The following is a 20,351-nucleotide window of genomic DNA, read 5'->3' as shown; positions in this document are numbered from 1 at the left end:
GGGTTGTTTTTAAAATCTCATTTGATAATAATTATCATTAACACTCATTGGTGAGATGCAGATGATGAAAGAGCAGCAGGTTCTTTATTCGAGGTTTTACAAAGCACAGGATCGCTTTGCTTCATTAGAACAAGTTCAAGGCCATGAGCCGTTTGTGATTCGAGAGTATATCGAGTGCGCACTCACGCTTTCGGCTTATTATGAAAAGCATGCCGCCCAAGAAAACATCTTGTTGTGCGAGCTGTATCTGCGCCAAGTTTTCTTCCATTTAATTGAAGCGATTGAGTCTCCAGAGCGCAGTTTCACCTTTCGTCATATCTGCCTAGACTCTATTCACTCACCACTATTTTATTTGAAACGCCACTACTGCCAGCAACCACAAGGCCAAGCGCGTTTTTTGAATCTCAGCCAAACACTACAACAAGTCCAAGCCCCACTTGGCTAACAAGGATAGAACATGACCCTACAATTTCGGATAGAAAAAGACAGCATGGGCGAAGTGAAAGTTCCTGCCGATGCGCTATACCAAGCACAAACTCAACGTGCCGCGGATAACTTCGCGTTTAGTTCACACAAGATGCCAACCAGCTTCATTCAAGCACTGGCGTTAATTAAGCTGGCCGCCGCCGATACTAATGCTCAGCTAGGTTTACTGGAAGGTGATATTGCCAACGCGATAGCCGAAGCCAGCCAAGAGATCATCGATGGTAAACACCTCGAGCAATTCCCTATTGATGTCTATCAGACGGGCTCTGGCACCAGCTCTAACATGAATGCTAACGAAGTGATTGCGACACTCGCTTCAAGAAGCCTGCAAAGAGACGTGAACCCGAATGATCACGTAAACATGGGGCAAAGCAGTAACGATGTCGTGCCAACAGCAATTCAAGTCAGTGTCGCTTTGATGGCAGAAAATAAGCTACTACCTGCACTTACCCACCTTTCTGCGGCGCTTACCGTAAAACAGCATGAACTTGCTGAGGTAGTCAAAACTGGCCGTACCCATCTAATGGATGCAATGCCGATTACCTTTGCTCAAGAGCTTGGTGGTTGGAAATTTCAGATTGAACATGCCAAGCAAGCGATAGAAAGCAGCTTGCCAGCAGTCAAGGCGCTTGCTCAAGGTGGCACAGCGGTTGGTACGGGGATCAATGCCGACCCACGCTTTGCCGATAAGTTTGCAAGTAACCTGTCTCAATCGACAAAGATCAGTTTTACCTCGAGTGAAAACTTCTTTTTTAACCTCAGCAGCCAAGACGCGATCGTTGCGCTGTCAGGCCAGCTCAAAACTGCAGCAGTTTCGATCATGAAGATCTCAAACGATCTTCGCTGGATGAATTCAGGGCCGTTGGCTGGCTTAGGGGAAATTGAGTTGCAGGCTCTACAACCGGGCTCGTCTATCATGCCTGGCAAGGTAAACCCTGTAATTCCAGAAGCTGCAGCCATGGCGGCGGCTCAAGTAATAGGTAATGACACCACCATTACGATTGCAGGCCAATCGGGTAACTTCCAATTGAATGTGATGCTGCCCGTTATTGCTCATAACGTATTAGAAAGCATTGAGTTGTTAGCAAACAGTTCAGTCGCACTGGCTGATAAAGCAATTTCTACCTTCATGGTACGCCAAGACAACCTCGATTTGGCACTGTCAAAGAATCCAATTCTGGTGACCGCACTTAACCCTGTGATTGGCTACTTGAAGGCGGCTGATATTGCCAAGAAAGCCTATAAAGAAGGCCTACCAATTCTGGATGTCGCAGAAAGAGAAACCGATCTTAGCCGAGAAGAGCTCAGCAAACTGCTTGACCCAACTACACTCACTCAAGGCGGTATTGCGGGTTAAAGTAAATCGGTCATCCATAACCGAGCGAACAGATCGAAAAAGGCCTCAGCTGAGGCCTTTTTAATATCTAAGAGTTAATTAAACTAACTCACCCGATTTAAGACCGCTCTGAGTTTTAGCGGCTTGACGGGTTTAGCGATAAAGCTGAAGCTATTGGCTTTTATCGCTGCCAGCATGTCATCGGTTCTATCAGCACTGATGATGACCCCTTCAAAAGAGTCCCCAAGGCGCAAACGACACTGCTGCAATACTTCGAGCCCCGTTCTGCCATTATCTAAACGGTAATCAGAGAAAATCACATCCGGCTGCCAATCATCATCGAGACACTTCAAACTTTCGACTAAGTCGACGGCGGTCTTAACTTCACAGCCCCATCGCCCTATCAAGTTCTCCATACCGACCAAAATTTCTCGCTCATTATCGACACACAGTATTTTCAAGTGCTCGATATCACTGGTCGCCATTGGCGTAGAAGCTTGCACAACCGGAGCCACTTGCTCTGCTCTCGCTAAGGTGATGGAAAAGACGCTGCCTTCTCCCGGCCATGAACGCATCGAGATTTGATGACCAAGCACATGAGCAATCCCTTTCGAAATCGCCAACCCTAATCCCAACCCCTGATCGGCACGAACTTGACTACCTCGCGTAAACTCTTCGAATATCTCTTGTTGCTTGTCTTCATCGATACCGGTTCCGTTATCCCACACATCAATGCGTACTTGACCATTGACTCGTCTCGCACCGAGTACCACTTTTCCTTCAGGGTTATAGCGAAACGCATTCGTTAAAAAGTTCTGAATCACTCGTCTTAATAACTTAGGGTCAGAGTGAATAAACAGTGACGATGGGATCATCTGAAATTGGATCTTCTGCTGCGTTGCTAAAGCACTAAATTCGGCATTCAAATTGGTCAGCACATCATGCACGGCAATCGCGTGAATGTTGGTTTCTAATTTTCCTGACTCCAATCGCGAGATATCAAGCAGGTCGCCAATCAGATCTTCAGCCGCACCCAACGCACTTTCGATATGAGAAGAAAGCTGCTTCTCCTCTTGCTCTTTTGCCACCTCAGATAGCGAAGAAGCAAACAAGCGAGCTGCATTTAATGGCTGCATCAAATCGTGACTAACAGCCGCAAGAAAACGACTCTTAGATTGTGATTCTTGGTCAGAGATTTGCGTCGCCTTTACCAAGCGATGGTTAAGCTTCTCGAGCTCTTGAGTTCGTTCATGGACTCTCGATTCCAAGCTTTCATTAGCATCTTTTAGCGCTTGCTCTGCTTGTCTGAAAACCGTGATGTCGGTAAAGCTCATGACGAAGCCACCACTAGGCATTGGGTTACCTTGCACCTCAATCACTCGACCATCCGGACGAATACGAGATGAGGTGTGTCGCGTGCCTTGCTCAAGGTGATAAACACGGCGTCGAACGTGATCTTCTGGGTCGCCTGGGCCACATAAACCTTGCTCTGCATTGTGACGAATTACATCTGAAATGGGTCGACCCACCTGAATTAAGCCAGCAGGGAACTCAAACAGTTCTAAGTAACGTTGATTCCACGCCACCAGCCTCATTTGTTTGTCAATTACTGCAATGCCTTGACCAATATGTTCAATCGCACCTTGCAGTAAACCACGACTGAAATCGTACAATTCAGAGGCTTCATCAACGATGGTCGCAACTTCCTCAAGCTGCATATTTCTGCCCTGCAAGGCCGAAGTAAGTACTAACTTAGCTGAAGATGCACCGAATACACCAGCGAGCACACGTTCTGCATGTCGAATCAGGCTTGCGGGCGCTTGTTGGTTAGGAAGTAGCGGCTGCCCGTGCTGTTGCCAATAACTCTGTAAGGCACTTTTCGCACGCTTACGCCCCACAAAACGAGACGCCAGCATCTCTAATTCAGCGACAGTCACACGGCTTTGATAGAGGCTGATATTCTCATTTTCTGGTAATGGGGTACCAATAAAAGCAGCCGATTGTAAGCGCTCACTTAGGCTTGGGCGAGTTGTCATCGAAACCACGGCATAGCACAAGGTATTGAGCACAATACTCAGCACAATGCCCCAGTTCGAGCTGCTGATATCCCAACTGCTGAGCAACTCTGGTGGCGTAATAATCCACAGTAAAAGGTTACTTTCACTATCGCCCGCCAGCATGCTGGTTTGGCTCATCAGGGTGATCAGCCAAATCAACGAGCCCACCATTAAGCCGACATAAACCCCCTTCCGGTTGCCCGGACGCCAGTACAAACCACCAATAAGTGCTGGCGCGAATTGAGCAATCGCCGCAAAGGAAAGAAAGCCAATCGCCGACAGTGAGTGAATGGTATCGAGCGCTTGATAGAACAGCCAAGCACCAAGTAACAGCAGTAAAATCAACCCACGCCGAATCACCAGCAACATGCCAGAAAAATGTCGATGGGTTCTTTGAGTTAGGCGCATACGGCGCAGCAGCAATGGCATCACTAAATCATTCGATACCATGATCGCTAATGCGATGGTCGAGACAATCACCATGCCACTCGCCGCCGAAGTACCTCCGAGGAAAGCTAACAAAGCAATGTGATTCGCACCTTCTGCCATTGGTACACTGATCACGTAAGTATCAGCCGGCATGTCGGTGAGCAGCCCTTGTCCTGCCCAAGCAATTGGCAGCACAAACAGGCCCATCAAAATCAGATAAAGTGGAAACAACCAGCGAGCGGTATGCAAGTCTTGAGGACGTTCGTTCTCAACCACCATGGTGTGGAATTGGCGCGGCAGACAGACAATCGCCAACATGGTCAAAACGGTATGAATAATTAAGGTCGGAATATTAGGCGATTCGTAGGTGGAAGCCGCCACATCAAACAAGTCAATTTTGTCACTGCTCATCGCCAGGTAGATAATAAACAGGCCAACAATCAGGAATGCCGCTAGCTTAACAATTGACTCAAACGCCACCGCCATCATCATGCCACGGTGATGCTCTGTGTTATCGATGTGCCGCGTACCAAACAGCATGGTAAAAATGGCCAAAGCACCGACCACAAACCAAGACACGTGATAATCCTGATAGCCGAAATCAGACGCTAGGTTTGGCGCAACAATATCTAGCCCCATGGTGATACCACGCAGTTGCAGCGCGATATAAGGAAGAATACCGACCACAGCGATCACGGTGACGGCAACAGCCAAGCCCTGAGATTTTCCATAACGAGCTGCGATAAAATCGGCAATTGAAGTGATGTGTTCACGCTTTGCAATCAGGATCAACCGCGCTAAGATCCGCCATCCGAGTGTAAATACCAGAATGGGGGCGAGATAGATGGGTAAAAAGGACCATGGGTTGTTGCTCGCCTGTCCGACCGTTCCATAGAAAGTCCAAGAGGTACAATACACTGCAATCGAAAGGCTATAGATCCATGGGCGCCAACGCGATAGCCAACGAACCTGCCTGTCTCCATACCAAGCGATCAGAAATAACACGCCCAAATAGGCTAAAGAGACTGGAATTACTATCCATCCTTGCATTAAAAACCCTTTTTCATCCATAAAAAAACCTCTCCATAAGGGAGAGGTTTCATTTAACTAAGGATGGGTCATTAACTCAATCGAATCGCTTAAATTCTGTGCTTCAGACTCTAATTATCAGCATTTGCTGTTAGATTCTAATTGTTCCGAACCTGATTGATTAATCTCAACCACTGAACTTCTCTCGTCCAACTTAATGAACAGAGCAAGAGCCCCCATCGCGGCCATACCCCAGAAGATGTTTGCCCCCCAAAGCTCATAGCCCCAACCACTTAAGGTCGTCATTAGTGCGATAACAGCCCCCAATGGGATCGCGTTATACAGAGCTTGCAGCGCGACCATTTTATTCTGTTCTTCTGATTGAATGTATTGAATGGCTGCGATGTGCGCCATAGCAAACGTCACACCATGCAGCATTTGCACCATAACCAAGGCGAAAATCGCCGTTGTTGATGCGGTAATCCCCCAACGAGCCATCACACCGATTGCCGCTACCACGAACAGAGTACGCATTGACCAGCCAGAGAATAAGCGCTTACTGAGAGCAAACACAGCGACCTCAGCAACAACACCTAGGCTCCATAAATAACCAATAATCGCTTCTGAGTGACCGGCTTCTTTCCAGTAAATCGCACTAAAACTGTAGTAAGCCGCATGGCTACCTTGCAGCAACGCCATCAAGGCCAAAAATTTAACCACAGACGACTCACGCAGTAACTCACCTAATTTTGGTCGCACTGCTTGTTTCTCAGATTGCGTTACTGGCATCACGTTAGGGTTTCTCATCGCTAACATTAACGACAACAGCACACCAGCAAGCGCTGTATACAAAATCATATCAGTGCCGAACTGTGCGACTAAATAACCCACCACGGTTGAACCCGCAATAAAAGCAATCGAACCCCATAAACGAGTGCGTCCATAGTCAAGCATCTTAAGACGACTGTAATGGTTAGCCATTGCGTCAGAAAGAGGGATAACCGGCCCACAACACAGGTTAAACAGTACTGTTGCCAACAGCATCAATAAAAAACTGCCTCCAGTGAAGAAGTGGAAGCCAACAAATAACAATGAGGCGAAGCTCAACCAGCGCAGAGCGGGCAAAAGATTCTCTACGTTATGGATGCGCGGCGTAATCACAAGGTTAGCAACACAGCGAGTCGCAAAACCAATACCAATCAATACACCGATGTCTCCTGCAGAAACGCCTTGGTCTTCAAACCACAACGCCCAAAATGGCAAGTACACACCATACGCAAAAAAGAAACCAAGAAAATACTGAGATATCCATCCGTAAGGAGAGGGGCTAAACATAAATAACCTATAAAGTGTGCGGAAAAAGGCGGCTCCAATTATGCCTATCTAGAGTAGGATGAAAAAGGGAATTATTACTGGGATAGCATTCCTATATTTAATTAGCCTAGATATCACTTATCACTTATCACTTATCACTTATCACCAAGCTATATCACGTTCATCGATATCTAGTCTGCATTTAGACTAAAGTCGTCTGGAGCTTCGCTGGTATTTTGTCAGACTGATTAAAGACTCCCACTTCTTGTGATGCTTATGCCTGAAAAATTTAATATGCAGCACCCACCCTTCGATAGCCTGTCCGATACGGAACAATTGAAGCTTCGCTCTTCATTAGACGTGGTGTATTACCGCTCTCAAGAAGTGATACTGGAAGCAGATAGGCCGAGCAGACACCTGCACATCCTGATCAAAGGAGCCGTTGAAGAGCGCGCGAGCAGTGATGGTGAGATTTACGCACATTACGCCAATGACGATATTTTTGATGTGCGCAGCCAGTTTGAACCTCACACCAAACATCAATATATCGCACTCGAAGACACCTTAAGCTACCTACTGCCTACCGATGTTTTTCTCGATCTTTATCACGCCAATGGTCAATTTGCCGCCTACTTTGATAGTAACCTGTCGACACGGAAAGCTCTGATTGAGGCCGCTCAGCAGCAACAAAACCTTGCCGAGTTTATATTGACCAAAGTGGATGACTCTATCTATCACCCACCACTGATTCTTGAGCCAGGGCAACCAATCAACCAAGTCACTCAAATCCTAAAAGAGCAAGGCTTAGACTCGGCGCTGGTGCATTTAGACGACAAAGGCATAAAAGATTTTGGTTCAGGCTCCTTACCGTATGGGATCGTCACACGAACCAATTTATTGCACGCTGTAATGCTTGAGAACTTCCCACAGGATACGCCCGTTGGCGAGATTGCAACATTTCCGGTGATGCACGTAAACCAAGGGGATTTCTTATTTAATGCCATGATCACCATGACCAGAAACCGGGTAAAAAGGTTGATGGTTTGTGACGGTCTAAATGCTGTAGGCATGGTGGATATGACACAAATCCTCAGTGCATTCTCCACTCACTCTCACGTGCTCACTTTGCGTATTGCGCGATCCACCAGCATTGAAGAGCTCGCATTAGCCTCCAATAAACAACGTCAACTGGTCGAAAGCCTACTCAGTAACGGCATTCGCACGCGCTTCATCATGGAGCTAATTTCAGCCGTTAATGAACAGATAATAGAGAAAGCGTTTGAGTTGGTTATCCCACCCGCACTGCATAATCATTGCTGCCTTATCGTGTTGGGTTCCGAAGGCCGTGGAGAACAAATTCTCAAAACCGATCAAGACAACGCGCTGATTATTCAAGATGGTTTAGAGTGGCATCAATGCCAGAGTGCCATGAACGACCTCACTCATACATTGCAGCAATTGGGCTATCCACTCTGTCCGGGCAACGTGATGGTCAACAACCCCAAATGGGTGCATTCAGAACAAGAGTGGAAACAAACCCTCACTCGTTGGGTAAAAAAAGCCACGCCAGATACCGTGATGGATATCGCGATCATGGCGGATGCACACGCCGTTGCGGGTAATAGAGAGTTATTAAAACCCGTAAAGCAGCACCTAAGTGATTTGATGCTCGGACAAGAATTGATTCTGACTGAATTCTGCCGACCGGCTCTGAACTTCTCAGTACCCCTCACCCTGTTTGGCAATGTTAAACAATCCAAGTCAGGGCTCGATATCAAACAAGGCGGTATTTTCCCTATCGTGCATGGTGTGAGGGCACTCTGTCTTGAGCATGGTGTCACGGTAAACAACACCTTCGAACGCATTGAACAGTTGGTCTGTAAGAAAGTGCTTGAGCAAAGTACCGCCGATAACCTTAGTGAAGCACTCAAACAGTTCTTTAAGTGGCGCTTAGCCCAAAGACTTTCTCAGCAGCACAGTAGCAACAAGATTAACGTCAAATTGATGGAGCGAGCAGACAGAGACCTGCTTCGCCATAGCTTGCATGTGGTCAAAAAATTCAAGCAATGGCTTGGCTACCACTATCAGATACGAGATTAGGCGATTGAACGATGAATAGATTGGTTCGTTATTACTGGCATCATAAACTCAAAGGCTCTACTTATCAGCCTCTGTTTACTGCGCCTGCTAATCACGAATACGTATCTCTCGATTGTGAAACCACCAGCCTCGACCCCAATCAGGCAGAATTAGTCACCATTGCCGCAACCAAGATCATCGGCAACCGAATCATTACCAGCCAACCTTTTGAAGTCCGATTGCGCGCCCCTCAATCGCTCGATTGCAATTCAATAAAAATCCACCGTATTCGCCATCAAGATCTAAAGCACGGCATCGAAGAAAAACAGGCTTTAATCGAGCTACTGAACTTCATTGGAAATCGTCCTTTAGTCGGCTATCACATCCGCTATGATAAAAAAATCCTCGATCGTGCCTGTTTAAAACAGCTTGGATTTCCACTGCCTAACCGATTAGTCGAAGTAAGCCAACTTTATCAAGACAAGCTCGAAAGGCAGCTGCCCAATGCCTATTTTGACCTCAGTATGGACGCAATCTGTCGCCAGCTCGATTTACCTATCCCCGTCAATAAACATGATGCATTACAAGACGCTATCTCCGCCGCCCTGATCTTTGTTCGCCTGAAGCATGGTGATCTACCCCGTTTCAACTCTTCTTATTCTTAATTCAACCACTGGCGCTTCACATAGAGAGCAACATCTAAAAAATGAACTTAACTCGCTATTTTGTAAGTGAAAAGCAGCGTCTCATCCTAAAGTCTAATTGTGGAAATCGCCATCCTAGTCGAGAGTGATAACACAAAGACGGTTCTGTAATAGACCTAGAAACTGAACACAAAGGAAGTTGCCAGTTCATTAGGAATGTAGGCACAAGGAGAGATGCAATGAGTGAAGCCCACGTTTATCCGGTAAAAGAAAATATTAAATCAACTACACACGCGGATAATGACACTTACCTAGCCATGTACCAGCAATCTGTTTCTGACCCTGAAGGCTTTTGGGGTGAACACGGAAAAATCGTTGATTGGATTAAACCTTTCACACAGGTAAAAAATACCTCTTTCGACCCTGGCCACATTGATATTCGCTGGTTTGAAGATGGCACGCTTAACGTTTCGGCTAACTGTATCGACCGCCACCTTGCTGAACGCGGCGATGAAGTCGCTATTATTTGGGAAGGCGATGACCCGGCGGATGACAAAACTCTAACTTTTAATGAACTACACAAAGAAGTGTGCCTGTTTTCGAATGCTCTGAAAGAGCAAGGCGTGCGCAAAGGCGATGTGGTTTGTTTATACATGCCAATGGTTCCTGAAGCTGCAGTAGCCATGCTGGCGTGTACCCGTATCGGGGCGGTTCACACAGTCGTATTTGGTGGTTTCTCACCAGAAGCACTGTCTGGTCGTATTATCGATTCAAATTCTAAAGTCGTTATCACTGCCGATGAAGGCGTGCGTGGCGGCCGTGCTGTTCCACTGAAGAAAAATGTCGATGAAGCACTGACGAATCCTGAAGTGAAGAACATCGAAAAGGTTGTAGTATTCAAACGTACTGGCGGCGATGTTGCATGGCACGAACACCGCGATGTGTGGTGGCACGATGCTATTGCTAATGTATCTGCAGATTGCCCACCAGAAGAGATGAACGCAGAAGATCCACTATTCATCCTTTATACGTCAGGCTCAACAGGCAAACCTAAGGGTGTTATGCACACCACCGGTGGTTACCTTGTTTATGCAGCAATGACCTTCAAATACGTATTCGATTACCAAGAAGGCGAAACTTTCTGGTGTACAGCCGATGTGGGTTGGATTACCGGTCACACATACCTTGTTTACGGACCGCTTGCCAATGGTGCAAAAACCATTCTGTTTGAAGGCGTGCCGAACTACCCGAACACAAGCCGCATGAGTGAAGTGGTCGATAAGCACCAAGTTAATATTCTTTATACTGCGCCAACAGCTATTCGTGCATTGATGGCGAAAGGCAATGAAGCCGTTGAAGGCACGTCTCGTGACAGCCTAAGAATCATGGGCTCAGTGGGTGAACCTATCAACCCAGAGGCGTGGGAGTGGTACTACAAAACAATCGGTAATGAGCAGTCTCCAATTGTTGATACATGGTGGCAAACAGAAACGGGCGGAATCTTGATTGCACCGCTACCAGGCGCAACAGACCTAAAACCGGGCTCAGCGACGCGTCCATTCTTCGGTGTGCAACCGGCGCTGGTTGATAACATGGGTAACATCATTGAGGGTGCAACAGACGGCAACCTAGTGATTCTTGACTCTTGGCCAGGCCAGATGCGTACCGTTCACGGCGATCATGACCGTTTCGAACAAACTTACTTCTCGACCTTTAAAGGCATGTACTTCACCAGTGATGGTGCTCGTCGTGATGAAGACGGTTACTACTGGATTACTGGCCGTGTTGATGACGTTCTGAACGTATCAGGTCACCGTATGGGTACCGCTGAGATTGAATCGGCTCTAGTCGCATTTGATAAGATCGCAGAGGCTGCGATTGTCGGTATCCCTCATGATATTAAAGGCCAAGCGATTTACGCTTACATCACGTTGAATGATGGTGAGTTCCCAACCGCAGAGCTTCATAAAGAAGTCAAAGACTGGGTACGTAAAGAGATTGGCCCAATCGCAACGCCAGATGTACTGCACTGGACCGACTCATTACCAAAAACTCGTTCAGGTAAAATCATGCGTCGTATCCTGCGTAAGATTGCCACTGGCGATACTGGCAACCTAGGCGATACGTCGACACTGGCAGACCCAAGCGTGGTCGATAAGCTGATTGCAGAGAAAGCGGAACTGGCATAAGCAACCCGTTACATTACGTAATTACTGTTTAAAACAGCGCCTTTCTAAACCGTCACCTATGTGGCGGTTTTTTTATGGCTGATCTTGATCTCAAATATCCTCGACAAAATTAAGGCTAAGGCGCTTTTTTGTTAAGTTGGTAACAATCTCACACTCTCTCAATAGGAGATTAGACCAGTAAATTGCTGCGATTTGCGCTGAATTAGCTATAATCTGGTTCTAATTTTTAAATTTGGGTTTTTCTTACTGGAAATTATCCCCAAATTTTCAATAAAATGGCAACATTCACGTTCGTAAACACGATAAAGGAAGATAGCCCCACAATGTCTACAAAGTTTCGCATTCTAGTTTTAAATGGACCAAACCTTAATCTGTTAGGCCTTAGAGAACCTGCACACTACGGTTCTCAAACACTTGACCAGATTATTAGCTCATTGACCGAGCAAGCGAAAACACACGATGTTGAGCTATCTCACTTACAGTCAAATCGTGAGTATGAGCTGATTGAAGCTATCCATAGTGCTTATCAAAATGTTGATTTCATTATTATCAACCCAGCGGCCTTTACACATACCAGTGTGGCGTTGCGTGATGCACTACTTGGTGTTGCTATCCCATTTATTGAGGTTCACCTATCGAATGTTCACGCACGTGAACCATTCCGTCACCACTCTTACCTGTCTGATAAAGCAGAAGGTGTGATTTGTGGCTTAGGTGCCCAAGGTTATCAATTTGCTTTGACAGCTGCGCTCAACAAGCTCAACGCAAAGTAAATAAAAACAACGAACTATTACTAACCTACTCAGTCAAAGAGTAAGTTCAATCAACAGATAAAGAGAAAGAAACAATGGATATTCGCAAAATCAAGAAGCTAATCGAATTGGTTGAAGAGTCTGGTATTTCTGAGCTAGAGATCTCTGAAGGTGAAGAGTCAGTACGAATCAGTCGTAACAGCCCTGTATCTGCAGCGCCTATTCAATATGCAGCAGCTCCAGCTCCTGTAGCCGCAGCAGCACCTGCGGCGGCACCTGTAGCTGCAGAAGCGGCAGCTCCTGCGGTTCCTGCTGGTCACCAAGTTCTTTCTCCAATGGTTGGTACTTTCTACGGCGCTCCAAGCCCAGATGCAAAACCGTTCGTTAAAGTGGGTCAATCTGTAACTGCTGGCGAAACACTATGTATCGTTGAAGCAATGAAAATGATGAACCAAATCGAAGCTGATAAATCTGGTGTTGTAACGGCTATCCTAGTTGAAGACGGTCAACCAGTAGAATTCGACCAAGCTCTAGTAATTATCGAATAATAGAGAGCACTCATTATGTTAGATAAATTAGTAATCGCGAACCGTGGTGAAATTGCACTGCGTATTCTGCGAGCATGTAAAGAACTTGGCATCAAAACGGTAGCAGTTCACTCAACCGCTGACCGCGATCTTAAGCACGTACTGCTTGCTGACGAAACCATTTGTATCGGTCCAGCTCGTGGTATCGATAGCTACCTGAACATCCCTCGTATCATCAGCGCTGCTGAAGTAACGGGTGCAGTTGCTATTCACCCAGGCTACGGCTTCCTATCTGAAAATGCAGATTTTGCAGAACAGGTAGAGCGCAGTGGTTTTATCTTCGTTGGCCCTAAAGCTGAAACCATTCGCATGATGGGTGACAAAGTGTCAGCTATCACGTCAATGAAAAAAGCGGGTGTACCTTGTGTACCAGGTTCTGACGGCCCTCTTGACGACGACGAAGCGAAAAACAAAGCGCACGCTAAGCGCATTGGTTTCCCTGTAATCATCAAGGCTTCTGGCGGCGGCGGCGGTCGTGGTATGCGTGTTGTTCGTACTGAAAAAGAACTAACAGAAGCTATCGCAATGACTCGTGCTGAAGCAAAAGCATGTTTCAATAACGACATGGTTTACATGGAAAAATTCCTAGAAAACCCACGTCATATTGAAGTACAAGTGCTTGCCGATGGTCAAGGTAATGCTATCCACCTAGGTGAGCGTGACTGTTCAATGCAGCGTCGTCACCAGAAAGTTGTGGAAGAAGCACCAGCTCCAGGTATCACTGAAGAAATGCGTAAATACATCGGCGACCGTTGTACTCGTGCATGTCTTGAGATTGGTTACCGCGGCGCAGGTACATTTGAATTCCTATACGAGAACGGTGAGTTCTACTTCATTGAAATGAACACTCGCATCCAGGTTGAGCACACGATTACTGAAATGGTAACGGGTATCGATCTAGTGAAAGAGCAACTTCGCATTGCTGCTGGTCAGCCTCTATCATTCACACAGGATGATATTAAGCTGCGCGGCCACTCAATCGAATGTCGTATCAATGCAGAAGATCCCGTACGTTTCCTACCGTCTCCGGGTAAGATCACGCGCTTCCATGCTCCAGGTGGTATGGGCGTACGTTGGGAGTCTCACATCTACACGGGTTACACAGTGCCACCACACTACGATTCAATGATTGGCAAGCTGATCACTTACGGTGAAAACCGTGATGTTGCTATCGCTCGTATGAAGAACGCATTGGGTGAAATGATTGTTGAAGGTATTAACGTTAATACTGAGCTTCAACTGTCTATTATGAACGACGAAAACTTCCAACACGGTGGGGCAAACATCCACTACCTTGAGAAGAAGCTTGGTCTACAATAGACGCTAGCCTTCCGTAATTCGTTCTCTGTAGAACAGTAATAAATGCTCACTTCGGTGAGCATTTTTGTTTGTAAATACTCGCAATAATCAATTCATCATCCCCATTATATTCCGTGGGGTTTTGGTGAATTTGCTCATATTTTCTGCTAGACTCGCCATCCAATTTTTCTCATATAGAAGATGCAGCCATGCCTTGGATTCAAATCAAGCTTAATGCTACCAATGAAAATGCCGAACAAATCGGCGACATGTTAATGGAAGAGACTGGTGCTCTTTCTGTAACTTTCCTGGATGCACAAGATACCCCTGTATTTGAGCCTCTGCCGGGCGAAACTCGCCTTTGGGGTGATACTGACATTCTCGCGCTTTACGACGCTGAGACTGACACTGGTGTCGTTCTAGCGCAGATTAAAGCAAGCAACATGTTCCCTGCAGACTTTGCTCACAAAGTAGAGCAAATTGAAGACAAGGATTGGGAACGTGAATGGATGGACAACTTCCACCCAATGAAGTTTGGTGAGCGTTTATGGATCTGTCCTAGCTGGCGCGATATCCCTGAACCTGACGCTGTAAACGTAATGCTGGATCCCGGTCTTGCATTTGGTACAGGTACTCACCCGACAACGGCATTGTGTCTTGAGTGGCTTGAAGGCTTAGACCTTACAGGCAAAACCGTGATCGATTTCGGTTGTGGTTCAGGCATCCTAGCGATCGCTGCGATCAAACTTGGCGCGGCAAAAGTTATCGGGATCGACATTGATCCTCAAGCCCTGCTTGCATCAAAAGACAACGCACAACGCAATGGCGTGGCAGAGCAACTAGAAGTGTTCTTACCACAAGATCAACCGGAAGGTTTACTTGCTGACGTTGTTGTTGCCAACATCCTTGCAGGTCCACTACGCGACCTTTCTGGCATCATTAAAGGCCTAGTTAAGCCAAATGGTGTACTTGCAATGTCGGGTGTTTTAGATACACAAGCGGAAGATGTTGCGACTTATTATCGTGATGAGCTTCACATTGATCCGATCATTGAACAACAAGAATGGTGTCGAATCTCAGGTCAGAAGCAAGGCTAGGTAAGACTTTGAGCGCTAATTGATTGAAATTTAAACAAATTACAAAAACAAATTGTAAATGCTCAAATATTAGTCTTTTCACGCAGCGAAAAAATGCGTAAAATGCGCGCCCTTGCTGGTACAGAACTGTGATGACATTTTTTGAAAATCGGAAATTATCAACTTAAGAACAATCTAATCGTCGCTCCTATGGCTGGCGTAACGGATAGACCATTCCGTGAGTTGTGTCTTCGTTACGGTGCGGGGATGGCAGTCAGTGAAATGATGTCCTCCAATCCGAAAGTTTGGAAAACGTCAAAATCTCAGCAGCGTATGGTACATGAAGGCGAATCGGGCATTCGTTCAGTACAAATCGCTGGTGCAGATCCACAGCTTATGGCCGAGGCTGCTCAATTCAATGTTGCTAACGGTGCGCAAATCATCGATATCAATATGGGTTGCCCAGCAAAAAAAGTGAATAAGAAGCTTGCGGGCTCAGCCCTACTTCAGCATCCAGAACTCATTGAAGATATTCTGAAGGCGGTGGTAAATGCTGTCGACGTTCCAGTAACGTTGAAAACGCGCACAGGCTGGGATACAGACAATAGAAACTGTGTCCAAATCGCGAAAATAGCCGAAGACTGCGGCATACAAGCTCTTGCCCTTCACGGGAGAACTCGCGCTTGTATGTACAAAGGTGAGGCAGAATACAAACACATTAAAGCAGCGAAACAAGCAGTATCTATTCCGGTTATCGCTAACGGTGATATCGATAGTCCGGAAAAAGCGAAGTTTGTGCTGGAGTACACCGGCGCTGATGCTTTAATGATAGGTCGACCTGCCCAAGGACGTCCTTGGATTTTTAACGAAATCCTACACTATTTGGAAAACGGCACCACGATGGACCCACTCCCGATTTCGGAAGTGAAAGACATCATGCTTGGTCATGTGCTCGCTCTACATGAATTTTATGGAGAGTTTTTAGGCCCTCGCATCGCTCGTAAGCATGTGGGTTGGTATCTAAAAGAACATGAACAAGCGAGTGAGTTTCGCCGTACCTTCAACGCATTCGAAGCAGGTGATCTGCAGCTTGAAGCGCTAGAAGGTTTTTTTGATAACGTTGCACCATAATTACGAGAAGAGCTAGACCGAATATGTTCGAACAAAATCTGACTTCAGAAGCATTGACAGTAACTACAGTTACATCACAAGACCAAATCACGCAGAAGCCACTACGTGACTCAGTTAAAGCATCATTGAAAAATTACCTTGCTCAATTAAACGGTCAAGAAGTCAGCGAGTTATACGAATTAGTATTAGCTGAAGTTGAACAGCCACTACTAGACACTATCATGCAGTACACTCGCGGTAACCAAACTCGCGCAGCAACCATGATGGGTATTAACCGCGGTACTCTTCGCAAGAAACTTAAAAAATACGGCATGAACTAATCGTTCTTTCGTAATTTACTGAATTAGAAGCCGAGCTCTTTATTGAACTCGGCTTTTTTTTGTTTATATGGCAACAAGCGAACAATTATCAATCAATTAATTAGATGTAACGATTGATAACGTAATCACTACCGATATAATGACCCATTAATCTAATCGTCTGGAAGCTACATGCTTGATATGAAAAGGGAAGAATGGCTTAGCACACTGATCCGTGAACTGCCTGATCGTCATCTTCTGTTGGATACATCCGGACGTATTGTTGAAAACTTTGACAATCCAAATCACCACACAGTTTCAGAACTGTTGCCTCCCGCGGTTGAAAAGCAGCTGTTAGAGGCGGCGAAGCAAGCTTATTCCAGTCGCGAAATTCAATACATTCGATACTCTCTTGCGCCCTGTCAGCAACTTCAGCTTTCTATTGAACAACTTTTCGCTCAAGGGGAAGAATCTGCAGAATCAGACGATCGATATTTTGAATCGACATTAAAGCCATTGTATCTCTCGCCAGAAAAGCAATACGTGCTGTGGCAAGAGCGAGATATTACTAAAGCACAGCAACGTGAAGCTGAGCTGATAGAACTCGCTGAAATCGATGAGCTAACTGGGATTTTAAATAGACGTGCCTTTTTACTTGGGTTGGAAAGAGAGTTCAGTCAATCGCCTAAGCAAAGCTTAACGTGTTTGATGATAGACATAGACCACTTCAAAGAGATCAATGATCAAGTTGGCCACCTTTCTGGTGATGAGGTAATCGTTCAAGTTGCGAGTTTATGCCAACAGTCAATAGACTGCGATGATTATCTAGGTCGCTTGGGGGGCGAAGAATTCGGTGTCATTCTCACACACACCAGTGCCATTGAAGCTTATTACGTTGCAGAGACAATTCGTAAAACAATTAAATCAACGCCATGCACCGTAGACGGCCACATCATCTACCCAACAGTCAGCATCGGTGTTGCTGAATACACACCACATCTTAAAACCATAAAAGAACTATTGGCTCAAGCTGATAGAGCCATGTATTCTTCAAAGCAGACTGGCCGCAACCAAGTCACGCTTTACCATAATAACCTACCCACTTTAAAAATTGACGCTCAACTAAGAGCCAAAATACTGCAAGCTTCCTAGGGTTATTAACCGTAGTAAACCTATCTCCCTAACGGGGACCTTCTCAGCTATTTACCATCAGCAGCACAGCATGAGCTTTATTTATCTTCGCTCGCCAAAGCACCTAAGATAGAACAATGGCTCGCATCGTCATCTACATGACCGCAGCAAGCATCATTAATCTTCTTTAATGCCGTGCGTATTCTGCCAAGTTCACTGATTTTTTCATCAATAAGTGTCAGCTTTGCCGTTGTGATGGCTTTCACTTCCGAGCAACTGTGCTGTGTTGCTTCCAAGCGAATCTCGAGCAATTCCTTAATTTCATCTAAACTCAGCCCTAACGCTTTAGATTTAAGAATAAAGGTCACCTGTTTTTGATTGTTTTCATCATATAAGCGATATCCTGAGTCACTGCGACTGGCAGGAGCAATCAGGTTACTTTTTTCATAAAACCGCAAGGTATCGGCTGTCACACCGCATCTTTTCGCTAATTCACCGATCTGAAACATGTTTTTTCCTACTGTTCCGTCCATTCCACAATTAACCTTATCGTTACTTTTCAGGCTGAAATGGCACTTTTCATAATTAATTTTGAGATGCCAAACGATTGCGCGAGCTTTTTTGTAATAAATTAGTTAGAATCTGCGCCATCAAATTTGGAGTTGGTTATCTTATTGCTTAATCATAAGACAAACCCAAAAGGTCTTTACCAAAACTGGCCAATATTTTATCTCTTACTGGTATCTAAGATAATCCACGCTAAGAAGATAGAAACAAGTTCTTTTTTGGCAAATATCTTTATTTTAACCCCATGAATTTGAGGAAGATGGAAGCATGAATAACGCTCGTCCAATTCGCCGCGCTCTAATCAGCGTATCAGACAAAACTGGTATCGTTGAATTTGCACAAGCTCTTGCTAACCGTGGTGTAGATATCCTATCTACCGGTGGCACTGCTCGCCTGCTTGCTGAAAAAGGCATCTCTGTTACAGAAGTATCTGATTACACTGGTTTCCCAGAAATGATGGATGGCCGTGTTAAGACTCTGCACCCAAAAGTTCATGGTGGTGTTCTAGGCCGTCGTGGCCAAGATGATGACGTGATGGAAACTCACGGTATCAACCCTATCGATATGGTTGTTGTAAACCTATACCCATTCGCAGAAACCGTTGCTAAAGAAGGTTGTACCCTTGCTGACGCTGTTGAGAACATCGACATCGGCGGTCCTACAATGGTTCGCTCTGCAGCGAAAAACCACAAAGACGTAACTATCGTTGTTAACGCACACGACTACGAGCGCGTTGTTGCTGAAATGGACGCGAACGAGAAATCTCTAACGCTAGAGACTCGCTTCGACCTCGCTATCGCAGCATTCGAGCACACAGCTTCTTACGACGGCATGATCGCAAACTATTTCGGCACTATGGTTCCTTCTTATGGAGAGAACAAAGAAGGTGACGAAGAGAGCAAATTCCCTCGCACGTTCAACCAACAGTTCGAGAAAAAGCAAGACATGCGCTACGGTGAGAACAGCCACCAAGCAGCGGCATTCTACGTTGAAGCAAACCCTGAAGAAGCGTCTGTTTCTACTGCTCGCCAAATCCAAGGTAAAGCGCTTTCTTACAACAACATTGCTGACACAGATGCAGCACTTGAGTGTGTGAAAGAGTTCGACGAGCCTGCATGTGTGATCGTTAAGCACGCTAACCCATGTGGTGTTGCACTAGGTGAAGACATCCTAGAAGCTTACGACCGTGCATTCAAAACAGACCCAACGTCTGCATTTGGCGGCATCATCGCTTTCAACCGTGAGCTAGACGCTGCAACAGCAACGGCTATCACTGAGCGTCAATTCGTTGAAGTTATCATTGCACCATCTGTTTCTGCGGAAGCAGTAGCAATCGTAGCGGCTAAGAAAAACCTTCGCCTGCTTGAGTGCGGTGAGTGGACAACTAAGACAACTGGTTTTGACGTGAAACGCGTTAACGGCGGTTTGCTAGTTCAAGACCGCGACCAAGGTATGGTTTCTGAAGATGACCTGAAAGTGGTTTCTAAGCGTCAGCCAACAGCTGAAGAATTGAAAGATGCTCTATTCTGCTGGAAAGTAGCGAAGTACGTTAAATCTAACGCTATCGTTTACTCGAAAGGCGACATGACTATTGGTGTAGGCGCAGGCCAAATGAGCCGCGTTTACTCTGCGAAAATCGCAGGTATCAAAGCGGCAGACGAAGGTCTACAGGTTGAAGGTTGTGTGATGGCATCAGATGCATTCTTCCCATTCCGTGACGGTATCGACGCGGCAGCAGAAGCTGGCATCAAGTGTGTTATCCAACCGGGCGGCTCTATGCGTGATGACGAAGTTATCGCTGCAGCAGACGAACACGGCATGGCGATGATCTTTACGGGCATGCGTCACTTCCGCCACTAATTTCCTCTTCGTATTTGGCACTGTGGCGTCGTTAGCTGCTTTCGCCCACCCCGGTCACATAGCGAGCTATGCTTCCGGGGATGGGC

The 20,351-nt window shown here is 46.1% G+C and carries 16 protein-coding genes; 13 read left to right on the top strand and 3 right to left on the bottom strand.

All coding sequences use genetic code 11. From position 1 onward, the window contains the following. Positions 1 to 61 precede the first annotated feature (61 nt). Positions 62 to 445, top strand: a complete 384-nt coding sequence (locus AB6E08_RS00840; protein ID WP_017101051.1) for a hypothetical protein — start codon at positions 62 to 64, stop codon at positions 443 to 445. Between the two features lie 12 nt (positions 446 to 457). Beyond that, positions 458 to 1,843 carry a lyase family protein gene (locus tag AB6E08_RS00835; protein WP_017101052.1) on the top strand — a complete coding sequence of 462 codons (1,386 nt, stop codon included), beginning with the start codon at positions 458 to 460 and terminating at the stop codon, positions 1,841 to 1,843. 83 nt (positions 1,844 to 1,926) lie between these two features. On the opposite strand, the gene AB6E08_RS00830 is transcribed toward AB6E08_RS00835, so the two are convergent. Together AB6E08_RS00830 and AB6E08_RS00825 are read right to left on the bottom strand one after the other, a co-directional pair. Then, entirely contained in the window at positions 1,927 to 5,358 is a 3,432-nt protein-coding gene (locus AB6E08_RS00830) for a PAS-domain containing protein (protein ID WP_371709575.1), read from the bottom strand. A gap of 117 nt (positions 5,359 to 5,475) precedes the next feature. Beyond that, positions 5,476 to 6,672, bottom strand: a complete 1,197-nt coding sequence (locus AB6E08_RS00825; protein WP_017101054.1) for a 3-phenylpropionate MFS transporter — start codon at positions 6,670 to 6,672, stop codon at positions 5,476 to 5,478. A gap of 249 nt (positions 6,673 to 6,921) precedes the next feature. Between AB6E08_RS00825 and AB6E08_RS00820 the strand changes: the two genes are divergently transcribed. The 10 genes from AB6E08_RS00820 to AB6E08_RS00775 all read left to right on the top strand — a co-directional run bounded on the left by AB6E08_RS00820 (position 6,922) and on the right by AB6E08_RS00775 (position 17,859). Further along, positions 6,922 to 8,751 (top strand): DUF294 nucleotidyltransferase-like domain-containing protein, encoded by a 1,830-nt coding sequence (locus tag AB6E08_RS00820; protein ID WP_372064575.1) that lies wholly within the window; start codon positions 6,922 to 6,924, stop codon positions 8,749 to 8,751. Between the two features lie 11 nt (positions 8,752 to 8,762). After that, positions 8,763 to 9,395 carry a 3'-5' exonuclease gene (locus AB6E08_RS00815; protein ID WP_009844694.1) on the top strand — a complete coding sequence of 211 codons (633 nt, stop codon included), beginning with the start codon at positions 8,763 to 8,765 and terminating at the stop codon, positions 9,393 to 9,395. 218 nt (positions 9,396 to 9,613) lie between these two features. Next, entirely contained in the window at positions 9,614 to 11,563 is a 1,950-nt protein-coding gene (gene acs, locus AB6E08_RS00810; RefSeq protein WP_009844693.1) for an acetate--CoA ligase, read from the top strand. A gap of 323 nt (positions 11,564 to 11,886) precedes the next feature. Next, on the top strand, positions 11,887 to 12,336 hold the full coding sequence (gene aroQ / locus AB6E08_RS00805; protein ID WP_009844692.1) for a type II 3-dehydroquinate dehydratase: 450 nt from the start codon (positions 11,887 to 11,889) through the stop codon (positions 12,334 to 12,336). Positions 12,337 to 12,410: 74 nt separating this feature from the next. Further along, a complete protein-coding gene (gene accB, locus AB6E08_RS00800; protein WP_004729736.1) occupies positions 12,411 to 12,863 on the top strand; it encodes an acetyl-CoA carboxylase biotin carboxyl carrier protein in 453 nt (150 codons plus the stop codon). A gap of 15 nt (positions 12,864 to 12,878) precedes the next feature. Beyond that, positions 12,879 to 14,222: an acetyl-CoA carboxylase biotin carboxylase subunit gene (accC, locus tag AB6E08_RS00795; RefSeq protein ID WP_009844691.1), complete on the top strand. Its 1,344-nt coding sequence runs from the start codon at positions 12,879 to 12,881 to the stop codon at positions 14,220 to 14,222. A 188-nt stretch (positions 14,223 to 14,410) separates the two neighbouring features. Continuing rightward, the gene (prmA, locus tag AB6E08_RS00790) at positions 14,411 to 15,298 is read left to right on the top strand and encodes a 50S ribosomal protein L11 methyltransferase (RefSeq protein WP_017083825.1); all 888 of its coding nucleotides are present in this window, start codon (positions 14,411 to 14,413) and stop codon (positions 15,296 to 15,298) included. A gap of 141 nt (positions 15,299 to 15,439) precedes the next feature. Beyond that, positions 15,440 to 16,408 (top strand): tRNA dihydrouridine synthase DusB, encoded by a 969-nt coding sequence (gene dusB, locus AB6E08_RS00785; protein WP_009844689.1) that lies wholly within the window; start codon positions 15,440 to 15,442, stop codon positions 16,406 to 16,408. A gap of 23 nt (positions 16,409 to 16,431) precedes the next feature. Then, complete coding sequence (gene fis / locus AB6E08_RS00780) at positions 16,432 to 16,728, top strand: DNA-binding transcriptional regulator Fis (protein WP_004729744.1); 297 nt, start codon at positions 16,432 to 16,434, stop codon at positions 16,726 to 16,728. A gap of 171 nt (positions 16,729 to 16,899) precedes the next feature. Then, the gene (locus AB6E08_RS00775) at positions 16,900 to 17,859 is read left to right on the top strand and encodes a GGDEF domain-containing protein (protein ID WP_017101056.1); all 960 of its coding nucleotides are present in this window, start codon (positions 16,900 to 16,902) and stop codon (positions 17,857 to 17,859) included. A 77-nt stretch (positions 17,860 to 17,936) separates the two neighbouring features. Here the strand turns inward: AB6E08_RS00775 and zntR are convergent, their stop codons facing one another. Next, a complete protein-coding gene (zntR, locus tag AB6E08_RS00770; RefSeq protein WP_029225500.1) occupies positions 17,937 to 18,347 on the bottom strand; it encodes a Zn(2+)-responsive transcriptional regulator in 411 nt (136 codons plus the stop codon). Between the two features lie 325 nt (positions 18,348 to 18,672). On the opposite strand from zntR, the gene purH reads away from it, so the two are divergent. Next, complete coding sequence (gene purH, locus AB6E08_RS00765) at positions 18,673 to 20,265, top strand: bifunctional phosphoribosylaminoimidazolecarboxamide formyltransferase/IMP cyclohydrolase (RefSeq protein ID WP_012604990.1); 1,593 nt, start codon at positions 18,673 to 18,675, stop codon at positions 20,263 to 20,265. The last annotated feature ends 86 nt before the right edge of the window (positions 20,266 to 20,351 follow it).

Source organism: Vibrio sp. 10N.247.310.24, from assembly GCF_041467175.1.
GTDB lineage: Bacteria > Pseudomonadota > Gammaproteobacteria > Enterobacterales > Vibrionaceae > Vibrio > Vibrio tasmaniensis_A.
Note: the sequence above shows the minus strand (reverse complement) of the source record. Positions and strands in the feature narration are given on the sequence as shown.

Bases quoted from the DNA above. Each gene is read 5' to 3' on its own strand.
- AB6E08_RS00825 (WP_017101054.1), bottom strand. From the start codon at position 6,672: ATGTTTAGCCCCTCTCCTTACGGATGGATATCTCAGTATTTTCTTGGT.
- aroQ (WP_009844692.1), top strand. From the start codon at position 11,887: ATGTCTACAAAGTTTCGCATTCTAGTTTTAAATGGACCAAACCTTAAT.
- AB6E08_RS00815 (WP_009844694.1), top strand. From the start codon at position 8,763: ATGAATAGATTGGTTCGTTATTACTGGCATCATAAACTCAAAGGCTCT.
- AB6E08_RS00840 (WP_017101051.1), top strand. From the start codon at position 62: ATGATGAAAGAGCAGCAGGTTCTTTATTCGAGGTTTTACAAAGCACAG.
- AB6E08_RS00830 (WP_371709575.1), bottom strand. From the start codon at position 5,358: ATGCAAGGATGGATAGTAATTCCAGTCTCTTTAGCCTATTTGGGCGTG.
- accC (WP_009844691.1), top strand. From the start codon at position 12,879: ATGTTAGATAAATTAGTAATCGCGAACCGTGGTGAAATTGCACTGCGT.
- acs (WP_009844693.1), top strand. From the start codon at position 9,614: ATGAGTGAAGCCCACGTTTATCCGGTAAAAGAAAATATTAAATCAACT.
- AB6E08_RS00835 (WP_017101052.1), top strand. From the start codon at position 458: ATGACCCTACAATTTCGGATAGAAAAAGACAGCATGGGCGAAGTGAAA.
- fis (WP_004729744.1), top strand. From the start codon at position 16,432: ATGTTCGAACAAAATCTGACTTCAGAAGCATTGACAGTAACTACAGTT.
- AB6E08_RS00775 (WP_017101056.1), top strand. From the start codon at position 16,900: ATGCTTGATATGAAAAGGGAAGAATGGCTTAGCACACTGATCCGTGAA.
- AB6E08_RS00820 (WP_372064575.1), top strand. From the start codon at position 6,922: ATGCTTATGCCTGAAAAATTTAATATGCAGCACCCACCCTTCGATAGC.
- purH (WP_012604990.1), top strand. From the start codon at position 18,673: ATGAATAACGCTCGTCCAATTCGCCGCGCTCTAATCAGCGTATCAGAC.
- zntR (WP_029225500.1), bottom strand. From the start codon at position 18,347: ATGTTTCAGATCGGTGAATTAGCGAAAAGATGCGGTGTGACAGCCGAT.
- prmA (WP_017083825.1), top strand. From the start codon at position 14,411: ATGCCTTGGATTCAAATCAAGCTTAATGCTACCAATGAAAATGCCGAA.
- accB (WP_004729736.1), top strand. From the start codon at position 12,411: ATGGATATTCGCAAAATCAAGAAGCTAATCGAATTGGTTGAAGAGTCT.